At 25.5% G+C, this 25,149-nt stretch carries 28 protein-coding genes; 8 read left to right on the top strand and 20 right to left on the bottom strand.

What is annotated here, in order from left to right; all coding sequences use genetic code 11:
- Position 1 precedes the first annotated feature (1 nt).
- The 5 genes from OMES3154_RS00260 to OMES3154_RS00240 all read left to right on the top strand — a co-directional run bounded on the left by OMES3154_RS00260 (position 2) and on the right by OMES3154_RS00240 (position 5,068).
- Positions 2-379 carry a CidA/LrgA family protein gene (locus OMES3154_RS00260; RefSeq protein WP_156682858.1) on the top strand — a complete coding sequence of 126 codons (378 nt, stop codon included), beginning with the start codon at positions 2-4 and terminating at the stop codon, positions 377-379.
- Complete coding sequence (locus OMES3154_RS00255) at positions 369-1,064, top strand: LrgB family protein (protein ID WP_156682857.1); 696 nt, start codon at positions 369-371, stop codon at positions 1,062-1,064. Before OMES3154_RS00260 ends, OMES3154_RS00255 begins: the two co-directional genes overlap by 11 nt.
- Complete coding sequence (gene mnmA / locus OMES3154_RS00250; RefSeq protein WP_156682856.1) at positions 1,061-2,107, top strand: tRNA 2-thiouridine(34) synthase MnmA; 1,047 nt, start codon at positions 1,061-1,063, stop codon at positions 2,105-2,107. The genes OMES3154_RS00255 and mnmA overlap by 4 nt, the downstream gene beginning before the upstream one ends.
- Before the next feature lie 68 nt (positions 2,108-2,175).
- Positions 2,176-3,375, top strand: coding sequence for a dicarboxylate/amino acid:cation symporter (locus tag OMES3154_RS00245; RefSeq protein WP_156682855.1), 1,200 nt, complete (start codon positions 2,176-2,178; stop codon positions 3,373-3,375).
- Between the two features lie 55 nt (positions 3,376-3,430).
- A complete protein-coding gene (locus tag OMES3154_RS00240) occupies positions 3,431-5,068 on the top strand; it encodes a hypothetical protein (RefSeq protein ID WP_156682854.1) in 1,638 nt (545 codons plus the stop codon).
- Between the two features lie 37 nt (positions 5,069-5,105).
- Here the strand turns inward: OMES3154_RS00240 and OMES3154_RS00235 are convergent, their stop codons facing one another.
- On the bottom strand, positions 5,106-6,116 hold the full coding sequence (locus OMES3154_RS00235; RefSeq protein WP_156682853.1) for a hypothetical protein: 1,011 nt from the start codon (positions 6,114-6,116) through the stop codon (positions 5,106-5,108).
- A 463-nt stretch (positions 6,117-6,579) separates the two neighbouring features.
- On the opposite strand from OMES3154_RS00235, the gene OMES3154_RS00230 reads away from it, so the two are divergent.
- Positions 6,580-7,752, top strand: a complete 1,173-nt coding sequence (locus OMES3154_RS00230; RefSeq protein WP_156683929.1) for an IS110 family RNA-guided transposase — start codon at positions 6,580-6,582, stop codon at positions 7,750-7,752.
- A gap of 84 nt (positions 7,753-7,836) precedes the next feature.
- Here the strand turns inward: OMES3154_RS00230 and OMES3154_RS00225 are convergent, their stop codons facing one another.
- The gene (locus tag OMES3154_RS00225; RefSeq protein ID WP_156682852.1) at positions 7,837-8,577 is read right to left on the bottom strand and encodes a P-loop NTPase family protein; all 741 of its coding nucleotides are present in this window, start codon (positions 8,575-8,577) and stop codon (positions 7,837-7,839) included.
- Positions 8,578-8,739: 162 nt separating this feature from the next.
- Here OMES3154_RS00225 and OMES3154_RS00220 point away from each other — a divergent pair, with 162 nt between their 5' ends.
- Positions 8,740-10,074, top strand: a complete 1,335-nt coding sequence (locus tag OMES3154_RS00220) for an alanine/glycine:cation symporter family protein (RefSeq protein ID WP_156682851.1) — start codon at positions 8,740-8,742, stop codon at positions 10,072-10,074.
- On the opposite strand, the gene OMES3154_RS00215 is transcribed toward OMES3154_RS00220, so the two are convergent.
- The 14 genes from OMES3154_RS00215 to OMES3154_RS00150 all read right to left on the bottom strand — a co-directional run bounded on the left by OMES3154_RS00215 (position 10,071) and on the right by OMES3154_RS00150 (position 20,181).
- A complete protein-coding gene (locus tag OMES3154_RS00215) occupies positions 10,071-10,649 on the bottom strand; it encodes a methyltransferase domain-containing protein (RefSeq protein ID WP_156682850.1) in 579 nt (192 codons plus the stop codon). The genes OMES3154_RS00220 and OMES3154_RS00215 overlap by 4 nt on opposite strands.
- A 1-nt stretch (position 10,650) precedes the next feature.
- Positions 10,651-10,956 (bottom strand): hypothetical protein, encoded by a 306-nt coding sequence (locus OMES3154_RS00210; protein WP_156682849.1) that lies wholly within the window; start codon positions 10,954-10,956, stop codon positions 10,651-10,653.
- Positions 10,957-10,961: 5 nt separating this feature from the next.
- On the bottom strand, positions 10,962-11,471 hold the full coding sequence (gene ricT, locus OMES3154_RS00205) for a regulatory iron-sulfur-containing complex subunit RicT (protein WP_156682848.1): 510 nt from the start codon (positions 11,469-11,471) through the stop codon (positions 10,962-10,964).
- On the bottom strand, positions 11,468-12,106 hold the full coding sequence (locus OMES3154_RS00200) for a JAB domain-containing protein (protein ID WP_156682847.1): 639 nt from the start codon (positions 12,104-12,106) through the stop codon (positions 11,468-11,470). The genes ricT and OMES3154_RS00200 overlap by 4 nt, the downstream gene beginning before the upstream one ends.
- A gap of 28 nt (positions 12,107-12,134) precedes the next feature.
- Complete coding sequence (locus OMES3154_RS00195; RefSeq protein WP_156682846.1) at positions 12,135-12,914, bottom strand: polyprenyl synthetase family protein; 780 nt, start codon at positions 12,912-12,914, stop codon at positions 12,135-12,137.
- Positions 12,914-13,132 (bottom strand): exodeoxyribonuclease VII small subunit, encoded by a 219-nt coding sequence (gene xseB, locus OMES3154_RS00190; protein ID WP_156682845.1) that lies wholly within the window; start codon positions 13,130-13,132, stop codon positions 12,914-12,916. Before xseB ends, OMES3154_RS00195 begins: the two co-directional genes overlap by 1 nt.
- Complete coding sequence (gene rsmD / locus OMES3154_RS00185) at positions 13,125-13,688, bottom strand: 16S rRNA (guanine(966)-N(2))-methyltransferase RsmD (RefSeq protein WP_156682844.1); 564 nt, start codon at positions 13,686-13,688, stop codon at positions 13,125-13,127. The genes xseB and rsmD overlap by 8 nt, the downstream gene beginning before the upstream one ends.
- Positions 13,685-14,719: a tRNA preQ1(34) S-adenosylmethionine ribosyltransferase-isomerase QueA gene (gene queA, locus OMES3154_RS00180; RefSeq protein ID WP_156682843.1), complete on the bottom strand. Its 1,035-nt coding sequence runs from the start codon at positions 14,717-14,719 to the stop codon at positions 13,685-13,687. Before queA ends, rsmD begins: the two co-directional genes overlap by 4 nt.
- A complete protein-coding gene (gene prmC, locus OMES3154_RS00175) occupies positions 14,706-15,773 on the bottom strand; it encodes a peptide chain release factor N(5)-glutamine methyltransferase (RefSeq protein ID WP_156682842.1) in 1,068 nt (355 codons plus the stop codon). The genes queA and prmC overlap by 14 nt, the downstream gene beginning before the upstream one ends.
- A 2-nt stretch (positions 15,774-15,775) precedes the next feature.
- Positions 15,776-16,855, bottom strand: a complete 1,080-nt coding sequence (gene prfA / locus OMES3154_RS00170; RefSeq protein ID WP_156682841.1) for a peptide chain release factor 1 — start codon at positions 16,853-16,855, stop codon at positions 15,776-15,778.
- A gap of 103 nt (positions 16,856-16,958) precedes the next feature.
- Positions 16,959-17,528, bottom strand: coding sequence for a DNA-3-methyladenine glycosylase I (locus OMES3154_RS00165; RefSeq protein WP_156682840.1), 570 nt, complete (start codon positions 17,526-17,528; stop codon positions 16,959-16,961).
- Between the two features lie 106 nt (positions 17,529-17,634).
- A complete protein-coding gene (gene rlmB / locus OMES3154_RS00160) occupies positions 17,635-18,348 on the bottom strand; it encodes a 23S rRNA (guanosine(2251)-2'-O)-methyltransferase RlmB (protein WP_156682839.1) in 714 nt (237 codons plus the stop codon).
- Between the two features lies 1 nt (position 18,349).
- Complete coding sequence (gene murA, locus OMES3154_RS00155) at positions 18,350-19,618, bottom strand: UDP-N-acetylglucosamine 1-carboxyvinyltransferase (RefSeq protein ID WP_156682838.1); 1,269 nt, start codon at positions 19,616-19,618, stop codon at positions 18,350-18,352.
- The gene (locus OMES3154_RS00150) at positions 19,618-20,181 is read right to left on the bottom strand and encodes a DUF1694 domain-containing protein (RefSeq protein WP_156682837.1); all 564 of its coding nucleotides are present in this window, start codon (positions 20,179-20,181) and stop codon (positions 19,618-19,620) included. The genes murA and OMES3154_RS00150 overlap by 1 nt, the downstream gene beginning before the upstream one ends.
- A gap of 201 nt (positions 20,182-20,382) precedes the next feature.
- Here OMES3154_RS00150 and OMES3154_RS00145 point away from each other — a divergent pair, with 201 nt between their 5' ends.
- Positions 20,383-22,110 (top strand): IS1634 family transposase, encoded by a 1,728-nt coding sequence (locus OMES3154_RS00145; RefSeq protein ID WP_156682836.1) that lies wholly within the window; start codon positions 20,383-20,385, stop codon positions 22,108-22,110.
- An 83-nt stretch (positions 22,111-22,193) separates the two neighbouring features.
- Here OMES3154_RS00145 and OMES3154_RS00140 read toward each other — a convergent pair whose 3' ends face one another.
- The 4 genes from OMES3154_RS00140 to OMES3154_RS00125 all read right to left on the bottom strand — a co-directional run bounded on the left by OMES3154_RS00140 (position 22,194) and on the right by OMES3154_RS00125 (position 24,684).
- On the bottom strand, positions 22,194-22,349 hold the full coding sequence (locus OMES3154_RS00140) for a hypothetical protein (protein WP_156682835.1): 156 nt from the start codon (positions 22,347-22,349) through the stop codon (positions 22,194-22,196).
- Between the two features lie 91 nt (positions 22,350-22,440).
- Positions 22,441-22,713, bottom strand: coding sequence for a hypothetical protein (locus tag OMES3154_RS06500; protein WP_156682834.1), 273 nt, complete (start codon positions 22,711-22,713; stop codon positions 22,441-22,443).
- A 352-nt stretch (positions 22,714-23,065) separates the two neighbouring features.
- Positions 23,066-23,962 (bottom strand): phospholipase D-like domain-containing protein, encoded by an 897-nt coding sequence (locus tag OMES3154_RS00130; protein ID WP_156682833.1) that lies wholly within the window; start codon positions 23,960-23,962, stop codon positions 23,066-23,068.
- A gap of 227 nt (positions 23,963-24,189) precedes the next feature.
- Positions 24,190-24,684 carry a hypothetical protein gene (locus OMES3154_RS00125; RefSeq protein ID WP_156682832.1) on the bottom strand — a complete coding sequence of 165 codons (495 nt, stop codon included), beginning with the start codon at positions 24,682-24,684 and terminating at the stop codon, positions 24,190-24,192.
- Positions 24,685-25,149 lie beyond the last annotated feature (465 nt).

Here is a 25,149-nt window from a genome sequence, read left to right as displayed (position 1 = left end):
CATGGAAATTTTTATACAACTTATGTATTTAATGGCATTTTCATTAGCAGGAGATAGTATAAGTAAAGCTTTTGGCTTACCTATACCAGGTAGTGTTATAGGAATGATATTACTATTTTTATCACTACAATTTAATTTTTTAAAGCTAGAAAAAATAGAAACAGTAGGAAATTTTTTAGTAAATAATTTACCTATTTTATTTGTTGCGGCGGGAGTAGGAATTATGACTAAATATGATTTGATTGAAGATAAGATAGTAAGTTTTTTACTTATCTGTGTAATTTCAACAATTATATCAATAGCCATAATAGGAAAAACAACACAAGTTATTAAAAGAAAAAGAGAAGCAAGAAAAGAGGCAAAAAAAAATGCAAAGTAATATAGCAACAGATCCTTTTTTTGGAATAGTTTTAACAATTATAATATTTAGTATAGCAAAAAATATAAGAGGAAAAATTAATTTTGCCTTATTTAATCCACTATTAACATCAGTTATTGCAATTATAATAATATTAAAGGTTTTAAGAATAGAGTATAGCACTTACTATATTGGAGGAAGTATATTAAATGCTTTAATAGGTCCAGCAACTGTGGCATTAGCTATACCATTATATAAAAATTTTGATTTACTTATAAAAAATTATGTGTCAATATTAGCTGGAATTATAATTGGAAACACAATAAATATACTTAATATAATATTTTTAACAAAAGCGTTATCATATAGTACAGAGATGACAATTTCATTTTTACCAAAAGCCATCACAACAGCAATAGCAGTAGGAGTAACAAAAAGTTTAGGAGGAATATTACCAATAACTGTTGTTTTAGTTATTTTAACTGGAATATCAGGAGCAATATTTGGTCCGTTTATATTAAAACTATTAAGAGTAGATGATGAAGTTTCAATAGGTGTAGCACTGGGGAGTTCATCACATGCAATAGGTACATCAAGAGCAATTGAATATAGTGAAAGAGCAGGAGCAATAGCAGGGCTTTCAATTGTAATTACAGGAGTATTTGTAATATTTATAGCACCAATTGCTATTAGGTTTTTAGTATGATAAAAAATAAAAAGGTAATAGTAGGAATGAGTGGAGGAATAGATAGCTCAGTTACAGCGCTATTACTAAAAAATGAAGGATATGAGGTTATTGGTGTAAGTATAAAGCATTTATCTGACGAATTTAATAGAAATAATAATAAAACTTGCTGTTCGTTAGATGATATAAATGATGCTAAAATAGTATGCTATAAGTTAGGTATACCTCATTATGTTATAAATGTAGAAAAAGAATTTAAAAAAGAAATAATAAAAGAATTTATAAGTGACTATAAAAAGGGATTAACACCAAATCCTTGTGTAATTTGTAATGAAAAGGTAAAAATTAAAACTTTAATTGATATGGCTAAAAACCTTGGCTTTTCATATGTTGCAACAGGGCATTATGCAAGAAAAAGTGAAGATGGATATCTACTTTATACCAACTATAGTAAAGATCAAAGCTATATGTTATATAGACTTACCAAAGAAGATTTAGATATGATGCTATTTCCGTTAAGCGATATGAAAAAAAGCTTAGTTAGAGAAATTGCTAAAGAAAATGGAATTCAAACCCATGATAAATTAGATAGCCAAGGAATTTGTTTTGCACCAGATGGCTATGATAAATTTTTAAAAGAAAATTTAAATTTAAAAAAGGGCGATTTTATATATAAAGACAAAGTAATTGCACAACATGAAGGATATGCTTTATATACTATAGGGCAAAGAAGAGGTCTTAATGTAAAATTACCTCACCCAGTCTTTATAACTAAAATAGATGAAGAAAAAAATATAATATACTTAGGAGATTTTGAAGAATTAATGGTAGATGAAGTAGAAATTTCAGACTATATTTTTCATAAAAAATTAGAAGATATATTAGAAAAAAGACTTTTTGCAAGACCAAGGTCAAGCTCTAAAGGAAGATATGGAATATTAAAACAAAAAAATAATGAGTTAATATTTAAATATGAAGATAAAAACCATGAAAATGCTAAAGGGCAACATATAGTTTTTTACTTAAACGAAGAGTTAATTGGCGGAGGAAAAATATTAAAGTAGGAAAACACCTACTTTTTTTATTTGTATTATGCTACAATGGTTGTAAATATAAATATTTGGAGGGACTTATGAAGTTAAAACTTGGACTAGTATCAAAATTATTAGTAGCTATAGTACTGGGTATTTTAATCGGAAAATATACACCATTGTATGTAGTTAGACTATTTAAAACTTTCAGTGTATTTTTTGGAAGTTTCTTATCATTTTTTATACCACTTATGATAGTTGGATTTGTTGTAATGGGTATAGCAAGACTATCTAGTGGAGCAGGAAAGTTATTAGGATTAACAACTGGTATATCATATATTTCAACAATAATTGCAGGATTATTCTCTTATACAGTAGCTGCAAATGTATACCCAAGATTAATAAACTCATCATTAGTTGAAGTATTACAATCTAAAATATCTGATGGTAAAGTTTTAGTAAATCCTTATTTCACGATACCTTTAAAAGCTTTTATGGATGTAACAGCGGCTATAGTATTAGCGTTTATGTTAGGGCTTACAATAAGCTACATTAAATCTAAAAATAAGGAAAGTAGTTTATTTAATGTCTTTGATGAATATGAAAAAGTTATAAAATTAGTATTATCTAAGTTTATAATTCCACTACTTCCAATTCATATACTGGGGATATTCTCAGAATTAGCTTATACAGGACAAGTATTTAGTATTATATCTATATTTATAAAAATATATCTATGTATATTTATAATCCACTACATCTATATGTTAGTTATGTACTTTATAGCAGGATCTGTTAGTAAGAAAAATCCTTTTAAACTTATGAAAAATCAAATACCAGCATACTTAACAGCTGTTGGAACACAATCATCAGCAGCAACAATTCCAGTAAATGCGGAAGTTGCACTTAAAAATGGCGTTTCAAAAGAAGTTGCAAATTTTGTTATACCACTATGTGCTACAATTCATTTATCAGGTAGTATGATAACTCTTACAAGTTGTATAATGGGAATACTTCTTATGATGGGTATGCCACATTCATTTGGTATAATAATACCATTTATATGCATGCTAGGAATAGCTATGGTTGCAGCACCAGGAGCACCAGGAGGAGCTGTTATGAGTGCATTACCATTTCTATATATGGTAGGAATTAGTTCAAATGGAGCACTCTCTACATTATTAATTGCTCTATATATAACACAAGATAGTTTTGGTACAGCTATAAATGTGTCTGGAGATAATGCAATTGCTATATATGTAGATGAATTCTACAAAAAGTATATAAATAAAGTAAATTAATAATCATTTATTTTTCACATAAAGTATGTTAGCATATATTGGAAGGTGAAGAATAATGAAGAAAGTTATAAAAATATTACTGCTTGTTTTTACAATTAATTTTGTTGCTTATTCAATAGAAGGTGTAGCACCAGGAGCAGAATCTGGTTTTGGTATAGCAACTCGTGAACCGCAGACAATAGAAGAACATAGAGCGTATCAACAAACTAATCTAGCTAATTCACAAAAATTAACTGATAATCAAAAAAAGTTAATTAGCAAAAAAATTGAAAATGAAACTAGTAAAGAAGGTTTTAAGAACATAGAAGAACTCATAAAATCCTTAGATGAAAAAATGAGTGAAGTAGAAAAAAAATATACAGAACTTGAAAATTCAAAATCTAGATATAGGTTAATATATAAGGATTTAGGTGAAGATGCTATTAAAAATATAGAATTAAAACAATCTGAGTATGTAAAATTACCTAATAAAATTAGAGTATATAGTGAATTAGATTTAAATAGAGTTGATGAGTTGAAATTATCATATGAAAATTTTAAAAATCAATTAGAAGAAAAATATGAAAAAGAAAATACTGAAGAAAAAAAAGCTAGAAAAAGAGAACAAATTATTGAAAAAATAAAAGAGTATGAAAAAATAAAAGCAGAAGACAAAGAAATAATAAAAGATAAAACACAAAGCAGTAAAAATATATTAGAGTTAAAACAAATAGAAGAAAATTTAAATATAATAAATACAAATAGAAATACAAAAAAAGAATTATTAAAGTTTATAGAAAATCTAGATATTGATAATAGTAAAAAAGAGGAATTAAAAAAAAATTACGTAGATATATATGATGAAAATTTAGAAAATATTTCAACTGAGACATTTGAAACTGTTGATTTAGAAAATACTAAAAGTTTTATGCTAGAAGAACTTAATATACGTATAGATAAACCAACTAAAGATGAGAAACTAGAAGACTATTCTAAATATGCAGATGCATTCTACTACAAAAATGATAATGTATTTGATAAGTTAAAAGATAATATGTTTGTAGATGTTAAATTAGATCAAGAACTAAATAAAGGTAAAAATACTCTAGGTGGATTAACATTAGGTGGAAGCTATATGTTAGAAGATATTAAATTAAATCTTGGAGGATTTATTCAATATGATAAATCAAATGCACATAATATAGCTTTAGGATTTACAACTATGTATGATAACTTTTTAGGATTTGTTAGATATAGATTTGCGTTCAAAAAATTTGATAATGTTTTATATAAAAATCACAACTTAGATATATACGCTAAATATTCATATGTATTTAACTTTGATAAATTTAATGTAGAACCAATAGTATCAGCTTACGGTACATATTCAAGTAAAGTAAATCTAGGAGAAAATGTATACTTAAATCATAGATTTGGAATTGATTTTACAATAGCAACTAAATTATCATATAAAGCACTTAGTAATTTAGACATATATGCAACACCAGTATTTATATTTGCATATAATGATCAAAAAATAGTAAAAGAAAAAAAAGAGAAGCCAGTTAAAAGAAGTTATTTTGATTATGCTTTAAAATTAGGTGCTAAATATAAAGTGGATAAATTCATGATTAATCCAGAACTTAAAGTAAAAGGTGATATGTCAAAATCAGTAAATTTAATGTTTAATGTATATTTAGGATATCAATTATAAAAAGAGTAAGGCATTTAGTCCTTACTCAATTTTTTTATCATTTTATATATTCTGCATTACTAGATAATTCAATTTGGTAATAGTTATATGAACCAAGATCACGTAATGCCCTACTTATTAAATTATATGGAAAATTGTTAATATTACATCTTTTACCATTTTTAGCTTTCTTTATACAAGTATTTGCTTCTTTTTTTAATAAGTCAAAGTTATTTACATAAGTTAGTACAGCCTCGTCAAATTTTCTATCTTTAGCTTTTTTTAATTTTTTACAAACTGAAGAAATTTCATAAAAAGAACTCTTACGACATTTTTCACTATAGAAATCATAAATTTGTTTAGCATCATAATCTTTTGAAATTTCTAGCAATCTGTCAGAAATTGTTTCATGTAACCATTTATTTGGAAATACAATGTCAGCCATTTCATAAAGCTTTTCTATAGATACATCTTTTAATTCTTCTTTTGTCTTTTCGTTATCGTATCTTCTAGATTCAAACTCAGCTGAAAATACACTATAAGCTGTATATTCTCTTTTGTCACGGTTAATTTCTTTAAATTTATTATATAAATCTAATGCGTTAAGATTTTTTAGCTCATTTTCTGCTAAAGTTCTTTTTTCAATATATAATATTGTAGCTGCTCTTACTAAAGGATTAAATAAGTACTCGTAATATTTTGATGAAGAAACACGATTCATTTTCATGTGACGGTAATCATAGAAATATTTATCTGGCACAAGTGATAAATATTGAGATAAATATACTTGCCAACTTTTATCCTTATATTTTTCGCTTAGTTCTTTATAGTGTTTATCTGTAAGTTTACTAGCTTCATCTTGTAACTTGTTATAAATAAAATTCATTTCATAAATAGATTCATCACATTTTTTTTCTGCAAAATAATCACAAACTAAAATTTCTTTTTTTTCGTCATTTTCTCTTCTTTCAATACGGTGTTTATCTGAAAATGCTTTGAATACTTTTCTTAATTGTTCAAAAGTATAATTTGCATATTTTTTCTTATAGCTTTCATCTAATCTATCCAAATAAATTTTTTCAACCCCTTTAATGTATTGTATTTTAATTGAGCAATCTTCTCCATAAAATGATTCGCCATCTACTTTGTAACAAGTTTCACCTAAATAGTTATCTTTGTAAGTATTATTTTCTAGATATTTTTTTATTTCAGCGTCGTCTTTATTAATAAAGTCACTTACTCCCTTGTATAATATAGTTATCTAAAATTAGATAATCTATATGTTAAATTTTATTTATATAATATTGTTTATATATTGTTTTATATATATAATATACTTAATTAGATAGAGTGACATCGTTTACTCCTTGTAGCTTGACTTCGTTTATTAAGAGTGATGCCTCTTCTGATAAAGTGTTTACGAATTAGTTAGATGTTGACATATTAGTGTACTTCGCATTTAGAACAAGGTAGTGACTTTTATCAGCCTTTGAGGACTTCTATCTATAAATATATTAATGGTAGGTGATTTTATGTTTTATTTAGGTATTGATATTGCTAAAAATACTCATGTTGCTTCATTGCTTGATGATAATGGTAATACAATCTTTAAAGCTCATTCTTTTTCCAATTCTATTAAAGGTACTGATTCTTTAATTGAAAAATTAGAAAAATATTCAATAAATGATATTCTAGTAGGTATGGAAGCTACTGGTCATTATTGGCTATCAGTATATTCATATCTAATAGAAAAAGGTTTTAATATTATTGTAATTAACCCTATTCAAACTGATGGTTGGCGTCGTGCTACTGAAATCAGAAAACGTAAAACAGATATTATCGATTCTATTATGATTGCTGATTTTATTAGATACGGCAATTTTGAAACAACTTCACTTGCTGATGAAAAATACTTAAATCTACGTAATATGACTAGATTTAGACATTATTTAATTGAGCAAACAAGTGATTTAAAAAGAAAAATTATAGCTAACTTAGATCAAGTATTCCCTGAATATTCATCACATTTTAGTGATATTTTTGGACAAACTTCTAAAGAAATACTTCTTAATTTTAATACTGCAGAAGACTTTAAAAAACTTAAAGCAAACGATTTTAAAAAAGTATTGAAAAATGTTACTCTTAAAAATTCTGCGAAAGTAAAATTAAACAATCTAAAAAAAGCAGCTAAAACTTCCTTTGGTATTAATTTTGCTCTTGATTCTTACTCTATTCAAATTAAATGTTTAATTGAACAAATTAAAGTTATTGAAGAACAAATTGATCTTCTTGAATCTGAAATAGAGTCAATAGTCAAAGACCTAAATACTCCAATTCTAACAATTCCTGGTATAGGACCTGTAACAGGTGCTACCATACTTGCAGAATTAGGTGATATTAACAAATTTTCTAGTGATAAGAAAATTGTTGCTTATGCTGGTTTAGATTCAACTGTTACCCAATCAGGAGAATCTAACGGTACAAATGGACATTTAAGTAAACGTGGCTCAACACACCTAAGAAAAGCCTTATTTCAAGCTGCATTTATTGCATGTACTAACGATACTGTTTTCAAAGAGTTTTATGATAAAAAACGTTCTGAAGGTAAACATCATTTAGTAGCTGTTAATGCTGTTGCTCGTAAAATGTGCCATATTATTTATGCTGTTCTAAAAAAGAATGAACCTTATGTAGAACTAAAATAAATATTTCAAAAAATTCTATATTAGTATAGTTATTTTTGTTGTGCATAAATTTTAAGATAATTATTTAAATTTTATTATTGACTTTTAATAGTTAGTCTTATTATAGCTTGCTCTTTTTTCTTGAGGAAATTTTTCTATAATTAAGTCCTCTATAATTTTAGTTTTTGATTTTAATAATTCAATAGTTAAATTATTTAATTTATTTCCATTACCGTCTTCTTTAAGCCAATAGTCATAGCTATTTTCCTTTTTCTTTAGCTCATTTTTTAAATAAGTATAAGATTTATTAGAATATTCAGCTTTTATAAGAGAATCTATATTTTTTTCAAGAATTTCCTTGTATCTAGAAGTAAATAAGCAAGTTTTGTCAGAATCTTCATCAAAGCAAGTTTCATAGCTATTTTTTCTAGCATCTTCTTCTATAGCCATATATCCTTTAGCTTTTAGAGCGTTAAAATAATCAAGGGCTTCTTTTTCTATTAAAGGTTTAATTTCTTTGAATTTTTGTGATCTCAAATTATATAAAGCACTAATCTCAGGATTGAATAAACCAGAACCTCTACTAGTTTTAATAGCTTCATCTAATTCATCAAGGGATTTTTTCATATTTTTCTCATACGTATATTCGTATAATCCATCAAGCGCATCACGACATTCTATATACTCACTTTCGCTTAAAATTTGAGTTAATCCTAAAGTAGCGCATTGTTGTAACTTTGCTTTAGCTTTTTTGGGGTGAGATTTATAATAATCTTTATCATGAGTACAAGAAACAATGACTGTAAATAAAATAAAAATTGTAAAAAATTTTTTTAAAAATTTCATGTTGAATACCTCCTAAATTTCAGTGGTCAAATTATAAAAAATGGGTATATTTTATTAAAATTTTTAATATTAATAATATTAATGCTTACATAAGTAAAATATATTTTACCATTTTATCTATATATGGTATTATTAATTAACAAATTTTTTAAGGGGAAATAAATGGATATAATATATATAACAATAAATATTGTAAATGAATTTTTATGGGGGAAAAATATTTTAGTTTTTCTTCTATTAGTAGCAGCAATATATTTAACAATAAGGACAAGGTTTGCACAAATAAGATTATTTCCTTCAATGATTAGAAGTTTAACAGAGAATGAAAAATCTAAAAAAGGTGGGATAAGTTCTATTGAAAGTTTGTTTTTATCTACCGCAAGTAGAGTAGGTGCTGGAAATATTGTAGGTGTTATAGGTGCAATATCAGTCGGTGGAGCTGGTTCAATATTTTGGATGTGGATAATAGCAATACTTGGTTCAGCAACAGCCTTTGTAGAATCAAGTTTAGCAGTTATGTATAGAGAGAAAAAAAATGACAATACATATATAGGAGGAACGCCATATATATACAAAAATAGGTTAAATTTAAAATCCATTGGACTAATGTACGCTATATTTTCTATAATTTGCTATTTAGGAGTTACACAAGTAATGTCTTATTCAATTGTAGGTTCTATTACTGATATGTACGATTTAGCAAATTTTAAAAGATATATAAGTATAGCTTTAGTTATTCTAGTAGCTTTAATATTATTTTCAAAGAATAAGAAAAAAGATAGTATAATAAGTGCTATAAATAAGATAGTTCCTTTTATGGCAATACTTTATACAGCTATAGTTATATTTATTTTAGTATATAACTACAAAAGTATTATTCCTGTATTTAAAGAAATTATTGAAGGTGCATTTGGAGTAAGAGAAGTATTTGGTGGGACATTTGGGACAGCCTTAATGTATGGTATTAGAAGAGGATTATTTTCAAATGAAGCAGGATCGGGAAATGCAAATTATGCAGCTAGTATAGTAACAAACACAGACCCTGTAAAACAAGGATTTATACAAGTAATAGGAGTTTTTATTGATACCCTTGTTATTTGTTCTGCTACTGCATTCATCATTTTATTAGCGCCAAAAACAGAACTTTCTGGAATGGAATTATTTAATCATGTAATGAGATACCACTTAGGAACTATAGGAGAAATAGTTGGTGTGATACTAATGTTTTTCTTCTCGCTAAGTACAATACTAGCGGTAGCATATTATGGTAAAAATGCACTATATTTTATTAAAGAAAGTAAAAAAATAGAAATTTTTTATGGAATATTTATCGTATTAATGGTATATATGGGTGCTATGATAAAAAATGAATTTATTTGGTCACTAGCTGACTTTGGATTAGGACTAATGACAATTTTAAACATATTATTAATCTTACCATTATCAAATGAGTCAATAAATAAATTAAATGAATATGAAAAAAAGAAGAATGATTAATTCTTCTTTGCTTTCAATATAATTCGTTTATTAAATAACTTAATGTCTAGTATTTCTACATCATAATTAGAAATATTAGATATCAATTCTTCCTTACGTGAAAGAGGGTATATAAAATAAAAGATACCTTCTTTTTTTAGTAAGTTAAATGTTTTTTCTATTAACTGACCTAGATTTAGCTTATACTCAAATTTAGAAATAAGCTTAATTTCATCACTTGGTAATTTTCCTTCATTCATTTTAAAAAAAGGAGGATTTGATACAATTACATCAAAAGAACCATTAAATTTAGTAATATCAGAATTTATTGCTTTAATATTTTCTATATTATTATTTTTTAAATTTTCATTTAGAATAGTAATAGCTTCTTTATTTATATCAACAGCTACAATATTATTAAAAAAATTTTTTAATTTTAGTGATATATAGCCACTACCTGTACCTATCTCGCACATAGAAAGATTCTCACTAAGATTATCATTTAAAATATATTCAACTAGACTTATAGCATCAAATGTTATAGGAAAGCATCTATCAATTAAGATATCTAAATCATCAATTTTTTCAATATACATCTTATTCCTTTTTATAATCTACAAAAAAATCTGTAAAATGATAAAGTTTATCATCTTTAAGACTTAATTCAAGAACGTAGTTTAAGTGTCCAAAATCAAATACTATAAAGCAAAAACCAGCTTCAGGATTTTTTTTCATAAAGCATCTATCAAGGCTTTTAAGTATCATATCTATAAATTGAGCATTATTATCATCTACAAGATTATCTAAATCTTGTTTTAATATTGTAAATTTAATATCATCATCTATCATAAAAATAGAATTTAAATATTTTTCATATTCAGTTATAAATTCTTTTTTTGTCATTTTTCCTACCAATATATTTCTTTTCCATATTTACCAAAGACATTTAAAATTTTACCCTCATCATTTGGTTTTATTTGATAAAATTCAACACGTCTATTGAATTCTTTATTAACTTCTCTTACTAATTCTCTAAAATCTAGTCTATCGCTAGCAGTAAAGTAGAAAATTAATTTTTCTTCGTTAAATGTATATTCTCCAATTACCAGATTCATTTTAGGTAAAACCCTTTTAATGATCTTTTTACATTTAAAATATGCTTCATCTGCCTTTTTATCTAATTCAATAAGAGATTCTATTTCTTCTTCTGTTAATTTACGAGAAATTTCTCTGATTTTTATATCATTATTATCTTCATTTTCTTCACTAATTTCTTTTTTATGAATAACTGTACCTATTTGTGCTCCTCTTATTGTTTCAACAATAACAGTATCACCTATTTTATATTTTTCTTCGTCTTTTATGACGAAAGGATAAACTTTTTTTGTTTTTCTAAATCTAATACTTAGTATTTTCAAATTTTTCTCCTTTCAGCAAAACTGTAATAGTTATCCTTTGTAACTATTATGTGGTCTATTAAACTAACATCTATGGACTTTAATAATTTTGAAACTCTTCTTGTTACATACTCATCTTCCTCTGATGGATTTAAATTACCAGAAGGGTGATTATGACAAATAATAACATATTTAGCATTACATTCAAGTATTGGGTATATTACATCTCTTATATATATGTGAGTTCTATCTATGCTCCCTTTTGCTAAAACGAAGGAATTTAAGTATTGATAGCTATTATTTAAAAGTAAAATATTAAATTCCTCACTTGCATTAGTTCCTATTTTCCTTCTAAAAAATTCAGCAACTAACCTAGATTCATTTAAAATATTTTTTTCAATTTTTATTTTATCGTGAATATAGTTATAGCTAACATCATTTAAGAGTTTTAATAGATATATAAATCTTTTATTAACTTTTTTATTTAAGTTAATTTTTAATTTAAAAATATTTTCATAATTATCATAGTATTCAAGTAATTCTTTTAATTTTTTATCAACATTTTTATATCCAGAAATGTAGATAAGTAGCTTTAAAATATCTTTTTCATCCAAATTTTGAAAATCAAGATTTTCATAATTTTCTAATATATTCATTTTACCTCCTCTTGAAGCAAGGTAGGTATTAATATGAACGATTTATTATTTTATCTATATATTCTAAAAATTCTTTATTATCACTTAATAAATAGTATATTTCCTCTTTTAAATCTAAAATTTCTTTTTTTGCCTTATCTAGTCCAATTATTCTAGCATAATTTGAGTTATCAAATGTATCATAATCAAATATATCATCTTGTATTTGGTAAATAAGACCTAGATTTTCTGCAATTTTTTCATATTTTTCATTATAAATATCAAAGTTTATTAGAGTCGCAATAAGTGAAGCTTTAATTAGCTCAGCTGTCTTTTTTTTATGTATAATTTTAAGTGTTTTTTCATCAATTTCTTTATTTTCATATTCCATATCAAGAAATTGACCCATTATCATACCCTTAGCACCTATTTTTTCACTAATAAATGATATTATCTTATCTTTATTTTTTAATGTTTTAGACTTTGCTATAACATTAAAAGCATCTGTTAATAAGGCACAACCAACTAAAAGAGCTGTATATTCATTATACTTTTTATGAAGAGTTAATTTACCTCTTCTATAATCATCATTATCCATACAAGGTAAATCGTCATGTATTAAAGAATAAGTATGTATAAGCTCAATTGCTATTGCTAAATCTATAACTTCTTTATAGTTTTTATTAAGGCTTTTTGCAAGATTTAGGATTAGTTGTGGTCTTATTCTTTTTCCACCATTAGATAGTATATAGTCTATAGCTTCAGAAAACTTATTTTTATCATAAGACTTTATATACTTTTGTAGTTCAGATTCAAAATATGATAACATTAATCCTCTAATTCTGTAATTTCTATATTACCCATTTTTTCTATAATTTTTCTTACCTTAGAGTCTGCTTCATCTAATGTAATTGTCGCTTCTTTTATTAATTTTTGACAGCTTTCATATATTTTTATTGCTTCATCTAAACTAATTTCATCTTTTTCAAGAATAGCTATATATTCTTTTATTTTTTCTAATTTTGATTCAAAACTATTTTCACTCATTGTTTTCTCCTTTTTTAAAGAACGAGATTACCTTTTTTTTATATTCTCTTTCATCAAATTTTGTAAAAATTCCAATAACATTATCTAATTTTTCATAATTAGCGTGTTCACAAATTATTATACCATTATCATCTAATATGTCAAACTTAGATAATTCAAGTAAAGTTTTTTCTGTGTGATTTTCTTTATATGGCGGGTCCATAAATATTATATCAAATTTTTCATTTTTGTTCTTTAATATTTTTATAGCCCTTAATACCTCATTTTTATATGCACGACAATACTTAGATAAATCTAATTTCTCAACATTGTCTATAATTACATTTAATGCTTCATGGTCGCTTTCTATCATGATAGCTCTTTTAGCACCACGACTTAAGGCTTCAAAGCTCATATTACCAGTTCCTGCAAAAAGATCTAAAAATTTAGCATCATCAATTTTATCATAAATTATACTGAAAATAGATTCTTTTATTCTTTCTTGTGTAGGTCTTGTTTTTTGGCCTTCTCTTGATAATATTACTCTATTTTTTAATTTTCCTGCTGTTATTCTCATACATTATCACCTATATACATACTATCTCCTAATGAGAAAAATCTATAATCATTATCTATTGCTATTTTATAGCTATCTAGTGCTTTTTTAGTAGAACCCATAAATGAAGATACTAACATTACTAAAGTAGATTTTGGTAAGTGAAAGTTTGTAATTAGTGCATCTACTATTTTAAACTTATAGTCACCATATATAAATATAGCAGTTTCATCTTTTTTTGCTAATAAATTACCATTTTCATCAACGCTTGATTCAAGAGTTCTAACTGAAGTTGTTCCAACAGCTACAATTCTACGACCTTCTTTTTTTGCTTTGTTTATAATCCTAGCAGTTTCATCTGGAATAAAATATTCTTCCTTGTGCATTATATGATCTTTAATATCATCTACTTTAACAGGTCTAAATGTTCCAAGTCCAACAGTTAAATAAACATCTACTATAGTAACTCCTTTAGCTTTAATTTTTTCTAATAATTCATTAGTAAAGTGAAGCCCTGCAGTAGGTGCTGCAACAGATTCACCACTTTTAGCATAAACTGTCTGGTATCTATTCTTGTCTTCTAATTTTTCATGTATATATGGTGGAAGTGGTAGTTCACCTAGTTCATCTAATATTTCTTCAAATACTCCGTCATATATAAATTCAACAATTCTATTTCCATCTTCTTTAATTTCTAATAATCTTAGTTTTAACTTATCCTCAAGGAAAATTAACTCATCCCCTATTTTTAGTCTTTTAGCTGGTTTTAATAAAACTTCCCAAGTATTTAAGCTCAATCTTTTTAAAAGTAAACATTCTATTACAACCCCATTTTTTTTATGTCCAAAAAGTCTAGCAGGTATAACTTTTGTTCTATTTAATACTAAAATATCACTCTCATTAAGGTAATCTAATATATCATAGAATTTTTTATGTGATATATTTGAGTTTGTTTTATTAACTGCTAGTAGTTTTGAGTGATCACGTGGTTCTATTGCACTTTGAGCTATTAGTCTTTCTGGCAAATCAAAGTCAAATTCATTTATGTTCATTTATATCCTTTCTTGCAATAATTACTCTATCTAATCCATTTAAGTCTTTGTAGTTTTTAATATCTACATAAGAAAATTCTTCTAATATTTTATTTATAGCATTTTTTTGCTTATATCCAATTTCAAAAGCTAAATACCCTCCAGGTAGTAAATAATCTTTTGCTTTTTTTGCGATTTCATAGTAGAAGTATAGTCCATTTGACTCTGCAAATAAAGCTTCATGAGGTTCATGTATGTACGTATCAAGCCCCATTTCAACTATTTCATTATTTGAAATATATGGAGGGTTTGACACAATTATATTAAATTTATTATAGCTTACATTTTGAAATAGGTCTGATTTAATAACTTTTACATTTTTAGCATTAAGAAGTTCTATATTTTTATTAGCTATATTTATTGCAGCATCAGATATATCAATTGCCAATACTTTAGAATCTTTTATTTCAATTGCAAGAGTTATTGCAATTGCTCCACTACCTGTACCTATATCTAAAATTATATCTTTTTCTTTTGAAATTTCTATAACTTTTTCTACAAGATTTTCTGTATCATATCTTGGGATTAAAACGCTTTTATCAACAAAGAAATTTCTACCGTAAAAGTTTTGTTCATTAAATATATACTGGTAAGGAAGCTTATCAATAGCAATCTTTTTTAAAGAGTTTCTAATTTTAGCTATTTCATCCTCATTAAGTTTTCTAGAGTACTCTAAAAAAAGCATCATTTGATTTATATTTAAAATCTTAGAAAAAACTAATTCGGATATTAGTCTTGCTTCTTTTATATTATGTTTATTTAAATATACAATAGAGGAATCTAAAAAGCTTTTTAAATTATCTTCTTTAATTTCATCTTTATCATAAGATAAAAGATTTCTGATTTTTTCTTTTTCAGAATCAGTTAAAATTTTATCATGATTTGTATAAAGCATAAGCCTATCCATATTAAGCGCTTTTGAAAATAGTTTCTCTGCTTCTAGTCTAGGCTTATCATAATTTTTTTTCTCAAAAAATTTTACTGTCTTATTTAAAAGATCAATAAGTTTTTCCATTATTATATTTCATCTCCAACATTTTTAAGTAATTCTGCTTGGTTATATGCAATTAGTGCATCTATCATTTCATCTAAGTCACCATCTAAGTAAGTTTCTAATTTATGTAATGTAAGTTTTATTCTGTGATCTGTTATTCTACCTTGTGGGAAGTTATATGTTCTAATTTTTTCTGATCTATCTCCCATTCCTACTTGAGATTTTCTTTCACTTTCAACTGATGATCTTTGAGCTTCTAATTCCATTTCATATAGTTTAGATGCTAAAACCTTCATAGCAGCTTCTTTATTTTTTAATTGTGATCTTCCATCTTGACTGGTTACTACAATTCCAGTTGGTTTATGTGTAATTCTAACTGCTGAATCTGTTGTATTAACGTGCTGACCACCTGCACCACTTGATCTATATGTATCTATTTTTAAGTCACTTTGGTTAATTTCAACTTGTGCTATATCTTCTAACTCTGGTAAAACTGCAACAGTTATAGTAGAAGTATGTATTCTTCCACTTGATTCTGTATCAGGAACTCTTTGTACACGGTGAACTCCACTTTCGTATTTAAGTCTTGAGTAAGCACCATTACCTTTTATTAAGAAAGTTATTTCTTTTAATCCGTTTATACCAGTTTCGTTTTTATCTATGATTTCAACCTTATACTTACTTCTTTCAGCATATCTTGTATACATTCTAAATACGTCAGCAGCAAAAAGTGCAGCTTCATCTCCACCAGCAGCAGCTCTAATTTCTACTATTACATTTTTTTCATCATTTGGATCTTTTGGAAGAAGTAATATTTTAAGTTCTTCTTCAAGGTGTGGTATTTTTTCTTCTAATTCAGAAATTTCTTCTAACATCATTTCTTTTAATTCGTGTTCTTTTTCTGATTTTAAATCCTCTTTTAGAGTTTCATATTCTCCCTTTATTTCTTGATATTCTTTATATTTTTCAACTATTTCATTTATACTTGCTAAAGCTTTATTGTATTCCATTAATTTTGTTGGGTTAGATATAACTTCTTCAGTCATTAGTAGTTGATTTAATTCTTCATGTTTTTTAACAACATCGTCTAATTTTTGAAACATATTTATTCCTTTCACTTCTTTTTATATACTATTTTTATTATATCATAAAATGTTAATTAGAGTAAATAAAAAGTGGGCTTAAAAAATCATCTAAGAGCATGTATCAATTAAGATTAGAAATTTTAGAATATTTGCAATACTGCATATGACTATTATATACACCAATTGCTTCTAAAAATGAATAGACTACTTTACTTCCTAAAAATTTAAACCCTCTTTTCTTTAAATCTTTACTAATCATTTTTGATAAATAACTTTCACTTTTTCTTTCTTCATCTAAATTATATGTGTTTTTTATAACTTTAAAATCTGTATAAGTCCAGATATAGTTATAGAATGAATGATATTTTTTTTGAATTTCCATAAATTTTTTCGCATTATTTATTAGAGCTTTTATTTTTAATCTATTTCTTATAATATTTTTATTACTTAGCATTTCAATTATTTTATCTTCGCTATATTCAGAAATTTTCATATAATCAAAGTTATCAAATTCTTTTCTCATAAATTCTCTTTTTTTTAATATAATATTCCAACTAAGTCCTGCTTGCATAAATTCTAATACTAATAATTCAAAAATCTTAGTATCATCTTTAACTATATTACACCATTCTTTATTATGATAATTTAATAATTCATCACTTTCTAATGCCCACGAACATATATCTTTCATTTTAATTTGCTCCTTTTTTTATTACATACAAATAATACAATACTTTGAAATATATGTAAATTAATATATTGAAAAATAAAAATCCCCTATAAAGAGGATTTTTCTATTATTTTCTATTTTTACTTATTTCTGCCAATAATATTCCAGTAGCTACTGAAACATTTAATGAATTTATTTCACCATGTAAATTAATCTTTACATTCATGTCGCAATGTTCACTAACTTTTTTTCTCATTCCATTACCTTCATTACCAACAACTAAGGCAACTTTTTCAGGATAACTAACTTCATCATATAGCGTAGTAGTTAAGTGAGATGAAGAACCGTAAACAAAGTATCCATATTTTTTAAGTTTATCTATAGTATCAGAAATGTTTGTAACTTTTACTATATCAACATATTCTAATGCACCAGCAGCTGTCTTATAAACAGTTTCACTTAATTTAGCATTATTTCTATCTTGAATTATTATTCCTTTTACGCCAAAACATTCGCTAGATCTAATAATAGCTCCAAAATTTCTTGGATCTTGAACTTGATCTAAAATTACTATAGTTGAATATTTTTTAACTAACTCTTTTTCTAATAATTCATCAAGTGTTATATAGTTATCATCATAATCAGAAACTATAGCACTAACCCCTTGATTATTATCTTCTCTTTTATCTTTATATATAACCTTAATATTACGAACTGTTGCAAGTCTTAATATTTCTTTTATATTTTCTTTTCTTATACCTTTAAATATTTCTAATTTTTCTATTTCTTTACCACTTTTTATTGCTTCATATACTGGATTTATTCCTATTATTTTAGCCATCTTATACCTCGAATTTTTCTCTTTTAATATTAGCACCTAATTTTATTAATTTTTCTTCTAATTTATCATATCCTCTATCAATATGATAAACTCTACTAAGTCTAGTTTCACCTTTTGCAATAAGGCCTGCTATTACTAAACAAGCACCTGCTCTTAGATCAGATGCCATAACTTCTGCACCATCTAAAAAGCTAACTCCATTAATTTCAGCATGTGAGTGCTTAATAGAAATGTTTGCTCCCATTCTGTTAAGTTCTTGAACATGCATAAACCTGTTTTCAAAAACAGTTTCTTCTATGCTACTTTTACCTTTTACTAGCGATAATAAAAGAGTCATTTGTGCTTGCATATCTGTAGGGAATCCTGGATGTGGCATAGTTTTAATATCAACTGGTTTTAATTTTTCTATATCAGCTATTACATTTAATCTGTTTTTGTCATATTCAAACTTAACTCCCATAAATTCTAGTGTTTCTTTAAAGTTCCCAAGTTCTTCTATGTTAGAATCAACTATACTAAATTTACCTTTTGCAAGAATTGATGCTATTACATAAGTTCCAGATTCTATTCTATCTGGCATTACACTATATTCACAAGGATTTAATTTACTAACACCTTCTATTTCTATTATATCAGTTCCAAGTCCTTTGATTTTAGCTCCCATTTTAATTAAAAACTTACCTAAATCAACTACTTCAGGTTCTTTTGCTGCATTTATTATTCTAGTAGTTCCTTTTATCTTTGTACTAGCAATTAAAAGATTCTGAGTAGCCCCAACACTAGGAAAACTTAAGTTTATATCATTACCTTTTAAATCACTTGATTTTGCATATATGTATCCTTGACTTTGTGAAATTTGAACACCTAGTTTTTCAAAACCAAGTAGATGTAAATCTACTGGTCTACTACCAATAGAACAACCACCAGGCAGTGATACTATAGCTTCATCTAAATTAGCTATCATAGGACCCATTACTAAAAATGATGCTCTCATTTTTTTTACAATATCATATTCTGCCTTATTTTTTTTTATCCCATCATTTATGATCTCATATGCCTCGTCTTCTATTTTATTAACCTTTAAACCTAAATCTTCTAGTAGGGTAAATAAGACACGAATATCAGATAAATTAGGAACATTTTTTAATGTGTATTTTCCTTTTTCAATTAAACAAGCAATAATTATTGGAAGGGCTGCATTTTTAGCACCACTAACCTTTATTTCACCATTTAATTCTTTTCCACCAGTTATAACGAAACCATCTACCATTATTTATCCCCTTTTTCATCAATAATATCTTTTACACCAAAAAATCGTGCAATAGAACTCATTTCGCTATAATATCTTAAAATACTAGGACATTTTTCTTGTATTTCTTTATAGTGTTTTTTAGAAATCTTTGTATTTATTGCATCATAAAAACTATCACTTAAATTAGCTTCTTTTAATCTTTCTTTAATACTTGGAATTACAACATCGCTATTATCATTTATAGCATCATCAGCAGATATTACAAGTCCAACATCACCAACAAAAGAAATAGCGTCAACTAATTTACAGTTTATACCGTTATCTTCAGCTAGTTTCATATATTTTTTTAAAAATTTAAGATCTACACTTCTTGACATAGACATTAAACTAGCTCTTTTATCTTTAATAGCATTTATTACTTCTTCGTATATTATTTTTTCTTCAACTTCTTCTTTAGTTAAAACAAGGATTACCCTCTCTCTATATATACCAAGAAAACTATTCTTTTCAGCCAGGGCATTTGCAGCTCTATCTTTTTCTTTTTCTACCCTTTTAAGCATATCATCGTTAATCATATTCATAATAGTAATAGTAGCATTTTAAAGTATAATTTTCAATAATTTAATTAATAAATTTAAATACCGGGAGTTTAGCAGTTTAAAAATCATAAAATGATATGTAAGCTATGAAAATATTAGCTTTTTTTGTCAAGTTTTTTCAAAAAGAGTATAGACAATATTTAATAAATATGATATAATGTAAATAAAAAAGAGGTGTTGAACATGTATCTTGATATTAGGAAATTACCTTATGCTACTTATCTATATAAAACTGAAAATGTTAGAGTTGGGAAAAATAAATATAAAAAAGTTAGAGAACTTTTAGGTACACTTGAAGAACTAAAAAAAATACACGCTGATCCTATAGCATACTACAAAGAAGAATTTGAAAAGGATAGAACTCAAAAACTCACTAATAAAAAGAAAAATGTCTTATCTTTAGATTTTATTGACGAAGAAATAAATCTTACTGATTTATCCTCATTATCTTTAGTTGATGAAAAGTTAGAAAAAAATATAGGTAGTTTAATTATTCAAAGTATTTATCACCAACTTGGATTTGATAAGTTATCAAAAAAAATATCTGCAGGTCAAAGAAGTAAAATTAATCTTACTAAACTACTTCAACTATCAATAATTTGTAGAATACTTTATCCTTCTTCAAAATTATCTGATTTTAATCATCAAGATAAACTTGCTGACGTTTTTAGTTTAACTAAAGATGATATTTATAGAGGGTTAGAATTATTAAATAAAAATAAAGATGAATTAATTGTAAACTTAAACAAAAATATAAAAAAACTAATACCCTATGATTTATCATGCACTCATTATGATTTAACTAATTACTTTGTATATACAGATGATACTACTGTACTGATAAATCCAGGATATAGTAAAGTTAAGAATGGTCTTCCTACAATACAAATGGCTCTTTTAACTGATTCTAAGGGTCTACCTATTAATTACAAGCTTTTTAGTGGAAATAGAAATGATGTTTCTACTTTAGTTGAGTTTTTAGATGATCAAAAGAAAAAATTCAATATTAAAAAGACTACTATTGTAGCTGATGCTGGACTTGTATCAAATGATAATATTGTTAAGATATTACTTAGCAAAAATAATTACATCTTTAAAGAAAGTCTTCTTCGTGTAAATAAAGATGTTTATTCTACATTTGAAAAAATTGTTAAACCTGAAATTGAAAAAATAATGAAAGCAAATGAAAATCTAAAAGGATGCTACTTCAGTATTCCATTAGATATAACTTTAACAGTTAAAAACACTAAAGGAGAAAACACAAAAGTATCTATAACTCAAAAATATATATTTATGTACTCAAAGAAATATGATGAACGTTCAAAACATATTAGAATGGAAGAATTAGAAAATGCTGAAAAGTATATAAAAGAGCCAAAAAAACTTAAAGACTTATTCAAAAACATTGCATCAGGACTTGTTAAAACTGACACTAAAGAAGCAAAAGCAAAATTAGATGAGAAAAAACTAGATAAGTACGAAACTACTTCAGGTTATTCATTATTAATCACAAATAAATTAAATACAAAAGATGATGAAATAATAGAAAACTACAGACAACAGTATTTAATAGAAGAATCATTCAGACATTTAAAAACAGACTTAGATATTGATAATATTTATTTAAAAAAAGATTGTAGAATAGAAGGACATTTTTTAATTGGCTTTCTAGCATTGTCATTTTTAAGAATAATACAATTATTATTGAAAAGAAAATACTCAATAGAAAAAATACAAGAAAATTTATTAGACTTTAAACTACATAAACTAAGAAATAATAATTATTACCAAATAAGTAAAATAACTAATGTCATAGCTGAAATACAATTAGCATTAAACTTAAAAATAAATAACACATTATACGATGGAAATGATTTAAGAAGCTTAATAGGAAATATTAAAAAAATTTAAAATATTTTGATATTGTCCAGACTTTTACACAAAAGAAAAAATGCCTAGACCCCTTATTTTTAAAGGGCTAGGCTTTATTTATTTTAATTTAAACTGCTAAACTCAAGAATAGTCTTAATTCCATAAAAATTAAGTTCTGATGCTAGTCTAGATTGCAATGTTTTAAAGCATCTTTCTACAGTTCCTTTTGCTTGTGCTACTGAAGTAGTAACTAAATCAATTCCTAAGAAATTACACATAATTGCAAAATTAGTTTTCTTTTCAGAATCTTCATTGTACTTAAATACAGTTTTTAATTGATAAGGTATGCCGTAGTTAATGAGTACCTGTTTAAATGCTGTATAATAGCCATTGAACTAAAAGATGTATTGAAGCATCAGTTTCAACAATCTCACCAAAATATTTAGGTTCTGGTATATATGGGTGAGCATAATTTTGAGCTATAGTATATTTTAATTTTATATCAAAATTACTACATTCATCTTCAGTTACTGCCTTAACTTTATTATCACCTTTTTTCTTGTATGCTCTTGATAAAGGGCTAGGTATATTTCTTTCTCTAAATAATCTTTTAAGAGTAGAATAGGGTATATTAAACCACATTTGTTCAAGTGCTTAAAGTTAAAATAGTAAGCCTCTTTAAGATAGAAATCAATAATAGTATTTTCTTCATCTATTGCTAACTTTCTTTTCCTACCAACTTTTTCTTCTGAAACTATATCTTTATTTACACTAGCATTAATCCTCATTACTGTAGATTTATGAAGGTTTGTAATCTTCATAACATCTTTAGTCATATTCTTTTACCTCCTGTATATTAAAAAGAACCATATATTATTAATGGTTCATAAATTTAATCTTAATGAAGTTTTTATTAAATATCAATAATGAAAAAAGCCAAGATATTATTTCTAAAAAAGGTGTCAATAATTTTGACCTTTTACATTTTTTTTATTTAAATGCTTTTAAATTTATAGATATAGTTTTTTTGTCTATATTCATCTTTAAAAACCAAACTTGCAATCCACTCTAAATTATGATAAACATAACTATTTTTCTCATTTTTATTTTTTTCAAAATTTTTTTCGAAAAAATCCTTTAGAGTATTATGAGCATTCGAATCTGTTGATACTATGATTGATTCAAAATTTTCTTTGGTACCATTGTAGGTAAAATTCATCGAACCTAAAATTGAAGCTGGGTAATTATTATTAGTATCAAAAAGGTATAATTTAAAATGGTGAAGTGGATTGTTTTGACTATTAATAATTTTAAAGTTTAATTTTTTTGAAATTACAGGGTAGTAAATGCACTCATTTCCAAACTTACGGATCTCTTTATTTATATTTGTATTTTTTAATATAAGCTTAACTAGTATGATAAAACTAATAAAAAGAGGTAATGTTGAAATTATAAACCATTGATTATAAAAAGATAAAAAAACAAATATTAAAAACATCAGTAATATAGCAAAAGTTTTCTTTATTTTACCAATAACAATTGTTTTCTCTGCTTTTTTTGATTCTATTTTATCATTTACTTCTTTTTCTTTTTCAGAGTCGATTTTCCACTCTAAGTCAATTAATTCTTTTAGTATGCTTTTTAAGTTATCATCAACAACTGTATTTTTTGTATTATATGTATCGTGAAATATTAGTTTCACATTTTCTTTATCTAATTTGTTTTTTTCTAATATATTAAGAAGCTTTTCAGTCGTTGAAATTGAAATGTACGGTGAGTTAATATATATATAGCTTTTAGAGTTTTTAAGCATATTCTCAATATCAGTTAATAAATCCTTTTTTATTGTCACTTTTGAAAAATTAAAATTTAAATCATTTATATAATTCATATTTCCTCCTATCTTATGATATTATAGCACTTTTATTATATATTAAATTCATTAGAAGTCAAATTTTATAAAATTTAATAAAAAAATCGTATTTTTATGTGAAAGGTCAAAATTATGACACCTTTTTGAAGAAAATATTATTAAAAATGAGCCATGATTATGACTCATTTTTTTACGACTTGTTAATTCAAAAAATAAAAATTTAAAGAATTTTCTCCACGGATGATCTAATGGAGGTATATATTAAAGTTTTCAGAAAACTCTTCATAATCTTTAACTTCAACTAAGTCATATATTTGATTTTCTATCAGTATATGTAGCGTATTTACTAGTGATTTTATCACCACAACCTTTGTTTTGTTATGTAAATACATATTCTCACCTTTATGATTTAAGGGTATATATTTCTTTTTTTCATAAGATATACAATGACCTGATACTATTCTTTTATTAAATACAGATAATATTTTATTTAATTCAACCTCATCATATTCTTGACTAATAAACCTTTTTCCTATATCATCTAATTTAGAAAGAAGCTTTGAATTGTAATCTTTTAAAAATCCGGCAAGATAATTATTAGCTTCATCAATAGTCTTAATTCCATAAAAATTAAGTTCTGATGCTAGTCTAGATTGCAATGTTTTAAAGCATCTTTCTACAGTTCCTTTTGCTTGTGCTACTGAAGTAGTAACTAAATCAATTCCTAAGAAATTACACATAATTGCAAAATTAGTTTTCTTTTCAGAATCTTCATTGTACTTAAATACAGTTTTTAATTGATAAGGTATGCCGTAGTTAATGAGTACCTGTTTAAATGCTGTATAATAGCCATTGAACTAAAAGATGTATTGAAGCATCAGTTTCAACAATCTCACCAAAATATTAAGGTTTGTAATCTTCATAACATCTTTAGTCATATTCTTTTACCTTATGTATATTAAAAAGAACCATCTAATCTTAATGAAGTTTTTATTAAATATCAATAATGAAAAAAGCCAAGATATTATTTCTAAAAAAGGTGTCAATAATTTTGACCTTTTACATAAGAAATAATTGGAAATAAGGTGTGAAATAATATTTGAAATTATAGAAAATATGATATAGTTTAATTAATTGACTTTAATAAAAAAGTTATTAGCAGTTTAAATTAAAATAAATAAAGCCTAGCCCTTTAAAATAAGGGG

Source organism: Oceanivirga miroungae (assembly GCF_902505095.1).
In the GTDB taxonomy this organism is placed as follows: domain Bacteria; phylum Fusobacteriota; class Fusobacteriia; order Fusobacteriales; family Leptotrichiaceae; genus Oceanivirga; species Oceanivirga miroungae.
This window is presented reverse-complemented; position numbering and strand designations above follow the sequence as displayed.